General features: G+C 44.9%; 4 protein-coding genes. 1 reads left to right on the plus strand and 3 read right to left on the minus strand.

Annotated features, from left to right (window positions below):
• Positions 1-25 precede the first annotated feature (25 nt).
• The 3 genes from QUB12_RS24445 to QUB12_RS24455 all read right to left on the minus strand — a co-directional run bounded on the left by QUB12_RS24445 (position 26) and on the right by QUB12_RS24455 (position 7,615).
• Entirely contained in the window at positions 26-6,595 is a 6,570-nt protein-coding gene (locus QUB12_RS24445) for a MupA/Atu3671 family FMN-dependent luciferase-like monooxygenase (protein WP_333308795.1), read from the minus strand.
• Between the two features lie 380 nt (positions 6,596-6,975).
• Positions 6,976-7,200 carry a hypothetical protein gene (locus QUB12_RS24450; RefSeq protein ID WP_333308797.1) on the minus strand — a complete coding sequence of 75 codons (225 nt, stop codon included), beginning with the start codon at positions 7,198-7,200 and terminating at the stop codon, positions 6,976-6,978.
• 124 nt (positions 7,201-7,324) lie between these two features.
• Positions 7,325-7,615 carry a ParB N-terminal domain-containing protein gene (locus QUB12_RS24455; RefSeq protein WP_333308798.1) on the minus strand — a complete coding sequence of 97 codons (291 nt, stop codon included), beginning with the start codon at positions 7,613-7,615 and terminating at the stop codon, positions 7,325-7,327.
• 461 nt (positions 7,616-8,076) lie between these two features.
• Between QUB12_RS24455 and QUB12_RS24460 the strand changes: the two genes are divergently transcribed.
• Positions 8,077-8,226, plus strand: coding sequence for a hypothetical protein (locus tag QUB12_RS24460; RefSeq protein WP_333308799.1), 150 nt, complete (start codon positions 8,077-8,079; stop codon positions 8,224-8,226).
• Positions 8,227-8,458: the final 232 nt, after the last annotated feature.

The raw sequence follows: 8,458 nt of genomic DNA on the forward strand, positions 1-8,458 counted from the left end.
TACTCTCCTTTGTTACTCAGACTGGTCATTTATCTCGGAGTTGAGTGAGTTCAGCTTGCACCTCATCCACAATTTCCTGACAAATTTCTCGATCCGGCATAGTCCCTTGTTTAGCTTTGTAAGAAAATACCTCTAAGGGTTTACCGATTATGATTCGGATGGGATGTTGGCGAGGCAACCATTTGCCTTTTGGTAAAGCTTCGTAAGTCCCTCCGATGTAAACAGGGAGAATAGGCACATTTAACTGCAACGCCAACCACCCCAGTCCCGGTTGAAAAGGCTGAATTTTTCCGGTAAGAGAGCGAGTTCCCTCTGGAAATATCAATACAGGCTTGTGACGGGCTAAAGTTTGTTGGCATTCTTGCATTCCTTCGAGAAAGTTGCCTTGTCGCTCTAATGGAATCATGTGCAAGAAGGTTTTACAGAACCAGCTTTTCAGAGGGTGATCGAAAAAGTAATCTTTAGCTGCCAGGATAGAAATACGATCACCATTTTTCGCAAGTGCCACTGCAATGGCTTGCCCATCCAGATGGCTGGTGTGGTTGGCAGCAACCAAGTAAGGTCGATCATGAGGAATGTTTTCAAATCCCCAGCAGCGAAGCTGAAACCACTGCTCATATAACAGCTTTACAAGCCCCCAAAACAGATAAGCAGTGATTTTTTGGAGAAGATTGGGCTGCTTGCCGGGTATCGGGCCTAAACTGGTGTTTGCTCGATTGGTTGTCTTATCTGCATGCGTATGTTGAGCGAGGTGCTGGCTTAGTGCTTCAACCGTTGGATAGCTGTTCAACAGATCGAGAGAAAGCTCGTACCCCAGCCATTCCTCTAATGCACTGAGAAGGCTTGCAGCTTGAACGGAATCTAGACCGTAGCAGGTCAATGGTTCGCGAGTATCAATGTTTTCTGGCTGAACCCTTAACTGTTGCGCCACTTGGGAAACTAACCAGCTTGTAATAGAGTCTACTTCAGAGGGTTTTAGAGCCTCCTGTTGAGAGATGAGGGGAGCTAGGTCTGCTTTATTTAATGAGATTTGCGAGTTACAAAGTTCAGACGGTTTCTCCAACACGCCACTCTTAAGAAAATAAGCGAAGTAAGTATTCAGCAAATCAGAGTTCACCGGCGGACAGTCGAGTTGACTTCCAACAAGAGCCTTGAGAGTTTCTGGGCAGCCTAGTTGGGGCATTCTCCCCGACCGGTAAAGCTGTGCTATGGTTAATTTATCACTTGTCCAATGCCCTAGAAATAGAGGGATGAGAGGATATAAGGGATTCTCCTCAGTGGGCAATAAATTTCTTAGCTTAGACTGCCACTCTACATAAGGAAGCCGATCGATAGAATAGCCTAGCGATCGCATCCAGTCCACGAGCTGATTCCAGTGTAAGGGATGGGGGCTAATTAAGTGAAAAATTTTGCCGAGTCCGTCCTGCTGTCTCGATAGATGAACAGTTGCCTGACTAACATAATCAACGGGTGAGATGTTCCATACATAATCCATCTCCGGCGCTACACCCATTTGAATGCAACCTTTCATTAGTCGGCAGATAAAGTCTTCCTTGTTGCAGACACCCGTTTCGCTATGTCCAAAAATCCAGGCAGGTCGATAGATCGAGATCGGCAATCCGCGATCGCCAGCAATGGATACTAACCTTTCCGCTACCCACTTACTCTGAGCATAACCAACTGCAATTTCCCTGGAATGGTCGAGGTTTTCCTGTTCGGTGACAATCTTTGAGCCATAGCTTGATGCGTCAAATACCGCCGTACTGGAAATATAATGAACGGGTTTAGTTTTACTTTGGCAGGCTAGTCGTAACACCTCCTGAGTACCCAACACATTAATCGGCTTCAGGGCTGCATAGGGATAGACAAAATTTAAGTAGGCAGCGTTGTGGTAGATCAGATCGAGTTGCCGTGCCAACGAGTCGAATTGCTCTAGGGTTAATCCTAACCACGGCTGAGATAGATCGCCGACAACTGCCACGATTCTATCATTGAAGCGATCACGCCACAACCCATAGGTTTGCAGATTCTCGCGAATTCGCTGCATTCCTCGTTCTGGGTTAGCTGCCCTTACTAAGCAGTGAAGTTGAGAGGAGGTTTGTTCGAGGAGTTCGTAGAGCAAAAATGCTCCCAGAAAACCTGTTGCTCCGGTTAAGAAAATGTGGGTAGGGTCGATGACGGGTTCAGTTAGAGGAGTGGCAGGACGAATCGTTTCATCGAGAACTGCTTCAGCCTTCAAATCAACCACAGTGGAGTGAAGTGTCTCGTCATTTGAGAATATCTGTTTGTTCAGTAAGGCTTGCAAATGGTTCTTAGGGGAAGTGGCTTTCTCCTTCTGATGTTTTAGGAAAATTTCAGGAGTTGTTAAAGCCGATCGCTCAAGCATTGCATAGGGTGTTGGCGAACTTAAGGAGTTTTGATTGAGCGTTTTGATGTCATCTTGCGATAGGTTACTGTCCTTCTGCAACACAATCAATACATAGCTGGCTAACTGGCTTTCCAGCAGCTTTCCTAAGTTATCCCAAGAAGTAAAATGTGCATTAACAACGGCATCAACGAGTTCGGGAGCAAGGTTCTCTAAATTTTTTTGAAAGTTAGGATCATAGAGAAAGTTGGCAACTTCTTGGCTGATTTCAACACAATTCACAACCTTCAGATTGTTGACAGAAAATACCTCAACCCACTCTTTGGTTGTGATAATGTAAGACGAGGTTCCCTGATGGTCAATTGAGGAAAATGTGTTACTGATAAACTCAGCTAACAGTAGCGTTCCTCCCTCATTTAAATGGCTGGAGATGTTGAGGAATAAATCTTGTTTTTGTTTGACATAGACAGCCACTTCAAAGCCAAAGATTAGATCGTAGCGATTGGGGAAAGCATCTTTAGCACTGTCCCGGTTGTAAATATTGATGCGCTCTTGCAATTGAAGTTTTTCTATCTTCTGGCTATCGGTTTCCGCTTGTTTAGCAGATATCGTGTAACCCGTAAGCTGCAAGTGAGGATAGGTTTTTCCCAGACGGATGAGGTCTGACGCATGGCCACAGCCGAAATCCAGTACCTTTGAAATGGTTGAGAAATCAATATCACCGAATAATATATTTCTCAACTCAAGTTGGGACTGAAGCGCTATCTGAGCGTGTTCTGGATAAGCTTGGGGATTATAAAACGTGGAAATCCAAGAAAAATTTGGGACTTTTTCTGGAAAGATACCAAAAGTTAGAAAACTTTCATCGAACGCATAAACATCATTGAGTTTAGAAACAGCATCGTAATGATGAGAAATAGTAGTGAACGCTGCGTTAGTTGCCAAACTTTCATCAGATTTGGTAGAAATAGCTTTTAGCTTTTTGAGCGAGTAAAGACCTGCCATCGTTGAATCAATATCAACCCCAAAATCAATCAGACAAGCAATCTCATTGACTCCAATCCGTGCGAGGCGATTAACCATTTCCAAACAGCTATCTGGAGTACCAAATAGAGTGCTGGTTTGGTAGTAGCGCTCAAAGGCATAGTTCAACAAGTCTTCCTGTTGTTGTGGCGATAAATCATCTAAGTTATCGGACCCCTGACGCCATAATCCAACTGATGTTTTGAGATACTCGATAAATGGTTCTCGAACCTTACTGCGAACTGTTTTCAATTCCTCACTAACAAAGGTATGGAGCATGAGGGTGATATGCCCTGTTTTCGGATCGTGACCGTGCTGGGCTCTCGCTTCTCGATACAGGGCGATCTTTTCAGCTAATTCCTCAATAGATTGGAACAAAAGAGCAGTAAGAACGTTAGTACCGGCAGCACCCGCTTCAATAAAACGTTCTTTGCCTCCAGTACAGGTTGTCCAAACTGATAGGTTCCGTTGCTTGGGGAGGGGGTAAATTTTAATCTGAACTGACTTGCCAACCCCATTCGGTAATGCAATTGATTCTCCGCGCCAAAGTTGTTGCACGGTTTGCATACCTGAAAACATAGCCTCTGTGCGGTTGCGATAATTTTCTGGAGCCAGCGTAAAGTCGTTGGGATTCCAACCAGCAGCAAAGGCGAGATCTACTCTACCGTGAGATAGGTTATCTACAACAGACCAATCCTCAGTAACACGAACTGGATTTTGCAAGGGTAGGACGACGCTACCTGCCCGAATGCGAACCCGCTTAGTCACCATTGCTAAGGCTGCACCCAAAACCGATGGATTTGGGTAAAGCCCGCCAAAGGCATGGAAATGCCGTTCTGGCACCCAAACGGCTGCAAATTCGTTTTGATCTGCAAACTTCGCTCCTTCAATTAAGAGACGGTATTTATCGTCTGCAAACTCTGCTTCATTACTGGAGAAGTAGAATAAGCTGAATTGCATCCCTGTTTTAGCAATCCCAGCGCTGGGGTTAGCGGATCTGTTAAACACATCTAGGTTGTTCTGGGAAGATGGCCTGGATAGGACTGGGACTCCGCTAGATTGCAGACTTGGGGTAGGTAATGTTGCTCCCGATCGAATTTGGCTGACCAGCTTTTCAATGGTGATCTCGTCTAAAAATACCTCAATCGGTAAAATCAGACCAAAGTGGGTTTCAACATAATTTTTAATTTCAACTACTTTGAGAGAATCTAACCCAAACTTACTCAGTGGCTGGTCTAAGCTCAGATGATCGCGGGCAATACCCAGAATTGCGGCAATGCGATCTCCCAAATCAGAAGCTAAAACCTCTGGATCGTGGATTGGAAGAGCCGCTGATGAGATGGGTTGCGTGTTGGTTGTATTGTTAGCCGATCCCTCTGTTTCGCCAATAATGCTAGAGCTGATAACTTTCAGGGTTCCAGCTAAGAATGCTGCCTGACAAGCATGACGCTGAATTTTACCACTGGACGTTTTGGGAATGCTGCCAGTCTTTAGCAATAGCACTCCATACACTTGCAATTCGTGTTGCTGTCCCACAGCTTGCCGGATGCTCTTAATTACTGCTGTGGCATCGAACGATTGAGGACTCTTGACTTCATCACTTAGCTCTACCTCAATCCTGTCTTTATTGGTTGAAATCTGCCGTTCTCGATAGCGTCGATCTAACTCAGCTACTACTACTAAGCGCTCTTCACCATCCACTTCAGCCGAGAATGCTGCGGTAAAGCCCGGTTGACGGATGGCAGGATGGCTTTGTTCGACAGTCAATTCAATGTCTTGTGGGTAGTGGTTACGCCCCCGGATGATAATTAAATCCTTGAGACGGCCTGTAAAGAACAGTTCTCCATGTCGCAGAAAACCTAAATCCCCTGTACGGAGGAAGGGGCCTTCCCTTTTATCTGAGAGGTAAGCCTGGAAGATTTGCTCTGTCTGCTCCGGTTTGTTCCAATAACCCTGTGCCACACTTCCACTCGCAACCCAAATCTCTCCGATTTGCTCATCAGGACATTCGGTTAGAGTTTCGGGATTTACAATCAACACTTTTTGCTCAGAGCGAACATGACCACAGCCGACTAACTTTCTAACTTTGACTTGCTGCTCAGGTAGTTCTAAAACTTGATTCTGTGGTAGAGCTTCTGCATCCACTGTATGAATCAAGGGAGGGTTCGCTTTTAATCCACCTGTAATAAACAGGGTTCCTTCTGCCATACCGTAGCAGGGGTAGAATGCCGAGCTGCGAAAACCACAGGGTTCAAATGTCTTTGTAAATCGCTCTAAGGTTTCAGCCCTAATTGGTTCTGCTCCAGTAAACGCGACCTCCCAACTACTCAGGTCAAGATGTTTTCGCTGCTCTGAAGTAATTCTGCGAATACATAAATCGTATGCAAAATTCGGTCCCCCACTGATGGTTGCTTGGTGGCGGGAAATCGCCTGCAACCAGCACCAAGGTTTTTGTACGAATATGGCAGGTGACATGAGCATCACTGGAAAGCCGCCAAACAATGGCTGGAGGATTCCCCCTATCAACCCCATATCGTGATACTGTGGCAGCCAAATTACGCCTCGGCTGTCAGGAGATGCCTCAAAACTTTGATTGATCAGAGCCAGATTGTGCAGTAAATTGCCATGACTTACCATTACACCTTTGGGCGTGCCTGTAGAACCTGATGTGTATTGGAGAAACGCTAATGTATCTTGACTGATTGCTGGTGGTTGCCAGTCCCCGGCTAAGTTACTGTCTAGGTTGTCAGTTGCCAACCATTTCATTGTTGCCAGATATGGATTGGATGCGATGCGTTGCTCCAGACTGGACAATTGAGATGTTGTGGTAAGCGCAAAGCTTGCCTGAGCATCGGCTGCGATCGTTTGCAATCGCTGTATTGACTGATTGGCTCGCGGTGGATAAGCCGGTACTGCAATGGCACCTGCGTATAAACACCCAAAGAATGCTGCAATGAACTCCAGCCCAGGGGGATGGAGAAGCAGAACTCTTTGCCCAAAAGCATTTGAACGATGCAACAATGTAGAGATACTACGTGCCTGTCGATCTAATGCTTTATAAGTCAAACTCAAGTCTTTAGTTTCACCCTCTTTTAAAAAGGTAAAACCAATTTGGTCTGGTTGATAAAGTGTTCGGTATTGCAGGATATCGACCAAAGTTGAAACTTTATTCAGGAACCCATTAGGTTCAAGCTTTTTGGTATTCATTAAACGGTTTACAATTTGTTAACTGGTTGACTTGAGTTTAGGGGTTGTTCATTTGCAAGCAAGTTTTTTAAGTAGCCTACGAGGTAATCTACATTACAGACTCCATCCCTCGATTGGACAAAACCACCGCAATGTGTAACTAAATAATGCGGTCGCTGCTTTCTTCTCCTCAGTCACGGTGACAACTCTAGATATAAGTAGATAAACAACAATATCTTCCTATTCGGTTTGACTGAAAGACTTTCACAGCAAGGATTTCTGTAATTATTGAAGTTGACTTTAATTACGTCTACCTACTTAGCGCTTTTAAATCTTCACCCGAACAAAAGAATAAGTAAACACAGTTAAGCTTCATACTTATCTGACAGGACAGACTCTATTTATTGAAGCAGTGGTTTGATTTTAGAATGCTTATCGGCGTTGTCCCATGCTTGGAGTTTATTAATTTTTTTTGTAATAGCTTCGATACGAGTTTGCCATTCTTTTCCTTGAACTGGTAATTGTTGCGTCTTGACTAGCTCTCGAACTTCACTTGAGGAAAGCAAATTAGTAATTGCCTCTTGAAGAACTTTTACCCTGATTTCAGCATCTTTAGCTTTAGTCATCGCTTTTCCCTTCGTGTATTCGATTGGCCCCTGACAAATAGCATTTAGAATGTCCGGTCTCAGAAGGGGCACACGGTTGGTTCGGAATGACTCCGGCGAAAGCCTGCCGGGGTTGAAAAACCCGTTAGATAGCTTGCCCATCTTCATTACTGATAACGTTATCCGTAAGCCCTCTTGTTTTATTAGCCACCCGGTTGAGCAACGAAAGAACAGGTTCTGGGTCAGTTTGCAGGCTCATTTCCAGCAGTTGCAAAATTTCCTCGGTTTCCTCAATGACGTTCACATCCTCGCGCTGCAAGTTTTCCATCAGGGCGTAGTGCATAGCTTCAGCATCGCTCCTTTCTCTTATCACCACAGGCACTTCCATTAGTCCAGCAGCCTTGGGTACTTTATAGCGATGTTTTCCCGCTACCAACTAATAGTGGTTTTCTCCCCCTGGCCGCACTAGTATCGGCGTGATGATGCCATGCTCCTTGACACTGGCAATCAATTTTACCCTTATCCCTTCATCAAAATAATTCCAGACTGGGTACTTTGATGCGGAAATTTGTTCAAGTCGAAGTGTCTTGAAAACAGATGAGCAATTGCCAATAGCTTGAATAGTCTGGCTGTCCCTCTGCATTTTAACTATCGACACTGATTTCGGAGCCATTACAATAGTGGACGATGCTTTTAATTCCATGATGCTAGGTGATAGTAGATCGTACTGAACTGAGCAGCTTTTTCCGGTTTTACCCGGAACAAGTTTTGCTCTGACTGTAAATGCCCTTTTATCTATGTCCTTGTTAATATACATCTATCTTTAGATATATTTTTAACTTTAATGAAATTTCTTAATAATTCGTAATTAAATGCTGGGGGGGGGTGAGAGCAGCCATGTCACGGTGCACTTCGCAGCGTGGCAGTGGCGATGGTAGGGGTGGCAGAGACGGTAGCCAGTTTAGGTGGAGTCGATGTCGCTACGCAACCCGCAAGCTACGATTTACATCTCAAAGTCGGGAGCAGTCGGCAAATATCCAGTGGTAACGGTACTCCTGTAGGTTAGGGATAGGTGATCGCATCCTGCTCAAAATGCGATGCGATCGTAAGAATTTACTCACTGCGTTTGCAGACTTTGCCGTCCCTGAACCCAAGTCCATGTCCGGGACATATCCTCCGACATGCGTTAGGGTCGTATCATGGGTGACAAGTTAAGACTTAATTGCATTTGTCAATCAGTAATATTACTCAAAAAACTGCTTTTTTAGGAGTGGAAAAT

The organism is Microcoleus sp. B7-D4, assembly GCF_036705125.1.
GTDB lineage: Bacteria > Cyanobacteriota > Cyanobacteriia > Cyanobacteriales > Microcoleaceae > Microcoleus.

What these genes read in the sequence shown, in the direction of transcription:
- QUB12_RS24450 (WP_333308797.1), bottom strand. Translation starts at nt 7,200, where the DNA reads ATGACTAAAGCTAAAGATGCTGAAATCAGGGTAAAAGTTCTTCAAGAG.
- QUB12_RS24460 (WP_333308799.1), top strand. Translation starts at nt 8,077, where the DNA reads ATGTCACGGTGCACTTCGCAGCGTGGCAGTGGCGATGGTAGGGGTGGC.
- QUB12_RS24445 (WP_333308795.1), bottom strand. Translation starts at nt 6,595, where the DNA reads ATGAATACCAAAAAGCTTGAACCTAATGGGTTCCTGAATAAAGTTTCA.